This is a genomic window from Dietzia sp. E1 (assembly GCF_014145015.1).
Taxonomy (GTDB): domain Bacteria; phylum Actinomycetota; class Actinomycetes; order Mycobacteriales; family Mycobacteriaceae; genus Dietzia; species Dietzia cinnamea_A.
In genome coordinates this window covers 1-1,195 of sequence record NZ_JAALDU010000513.1, presented here as the reverse complement: position 1 = coordinate 1,195, position 1,195 = coordinate 1, and the positions used below count along the sequence as shown (strand labels likewise).

Here is a 1,195-nt window from a genome sequence, read left to right as displayed (position 1 = left end):
CGCAGGCAGTCGCGCGGGTTGAGGGTGTCCACGCCCTCGAGCGGGGTGCCGTCGAAGGGCAGCAGGAAGTTGACCGGGATCGAGTCGACGTCCTTGGCGCGCAGGTCGAAGGCGAGCTCGACGAGCTGGTCGTGCGTCTCACCCATGCCCGCGATGAAGCCCGAGCACGCCGAGAGTCCGGCGCCGTGGGCCTGGGCGACGGTGTGCTCGCGGTCGGCGTAGGTGTGGGTGGTGCAGATGTCCTCGTAATGGCTCTCGGCCGTGTTGAGGTTGTGGTTGTAGGCGTCGGCGCCGCTCGCGCACAGCTTCTCCGCCTGGCCGTCCTTCAGGGCGCCCAGGCAGGCGCACACCTCGACGCCCGGGGTGTCGGACTTGATGGCCTCGATGATGTCGGAGACCTTGCCGACCTCGCGATTGCTGGGGCCGGTGCCGCTGGCGACCAGGCACACGCGCGAGGCGCCGGCCGCGATGCCCGCCTTGGCCGCGGTGACGGCCTCCTCGGTGTTGAGCCAGGTGTAGCGCAGGATGCCGGCCGTGGAGTTGAGACGCTGCGAGCAGTAGAAGCAGTCCTCCGGGCACAGGCCGGACTTGAGGTTGACCAGGTAGTTGACCTTGACCTTGTTGCCGAAGTGCTCGAACCGCAGCCGGGACGCCGCGGCCACGACCTCCATGAGCTCGGAGTCCGGCGAGTCGAGGACTGCCAGGGCGTCCGCCGCGGTGACGACTCCGCCGGCGAGGACGTGGTCCGCGAGCTCGTGCCAGCGGGGGGTGGTGACGGGCATGGCTTCCTCCTGAACGCCGTTCATTGAACGGTGTTCAAGCTAGCCGAGCGTCTTAGTCTTGTACAGCGTTCAGGAGGATCGGGGTCGCGCGGTAGGATCGTCGATCGTGGCCCTGACAACGACAACGGTCGTCGACACCGCGCTCGACCTGCTCCGCGAGTCCGGGCTGCCCGGGATGTCGATGCGCACGTTGGCGACGCGGTTGGGCGTCCAGCCGAGCGCGCTGTACTGGCACGTGCCGTCCAAGCAGGCGCTGCTCACCGCGGTCGCCGAGCGGATTCTCGCGGCCATGGGCTCGGTGGGCTCGGGTGCGTCTGCGGCCGCCGAGCTGCGGGAGGTGGGTGCGGTTCTACGGGCGGCGGTCAGGGGCGTGCCGGACGGCGCGGAGATCGTCGCACTCGGCCTCGCGGCCG

General features: G+C 69.8%; 2 protein-coding genes. One reads left to right on the top strand and one right to left on the bottom strand.

Annotation, left to right across the window (positions count from 1 at the left end):
• Positions 1-782: biotin synthase BioB (bioB, locus tag G6030_RS14850; protein WP_182643650.1), on the bottom strand; the 782-nt coding region annotated here is incomplete at its 3' end.
• Between the two features lie 106 nt (positions 783-888).
• On the opposite strand from bioB, the gene G6030_RS14845 reads away from it, so the two are divergent.
• A partial coding sequence (locus G6030_RS14845; RefSeq protein WP_182643649.1) for a TetR family transcriptional regulator occupies positions 889-1,195 on the top strand: 307 nt, incomplete at its 3' end.